Genomic DNA, 207 nt, shown 5'->3' with positions numbered 1-207 from the left:
GCCGGAGATATGCAGGTACAGCCAGAGCATTGTCTTGTATTTGAGGATGTGCCAATGGGGATTCTCGCAGGGAAACGGGCGGGGATGAAAGTGTGCGCTGTCTACGATGAATTTTCCCGGCTGCTGGATCTTGAAAAGAAACAACTGGCTGACTACTATGTCCGGGATTTCCGGGACGTAATGTCGCAGATCAAAGAGAGGGGTACC

At 51.7% G+C, this 207-nt stretch carries 1 protein-coding gene; it reads left to right on the top strand.

Annotation, left to right across the window (positions count from 1 at the left end; all coding sequences use genetic code 11):
• Positions 1 to 9 precede the first annotated feature (9 nt).
• Positions 10 to 207: HAD-IA family hydrolase (locus HJY11_RS14915; protein ID WP_368041640.1), on the top strand; the 198-nt coding region annotated here is incomplete at its 3' end.

Source organism: Bittarella massiliensis (ex Durand et al. 2017) (genome assembly GCF_017566145.1).
GTDB lineage: Bacteria > Bacillota > Clostridia > Oscillospirales > Ruminococcaceae > Bittarella > Bittarella massiliensis_A.
The sequence above is the reverse complement of the archived record's forward strand: the minus strand, read 5'-3'. Positions and strand labels throughout refer to the sequence as shown.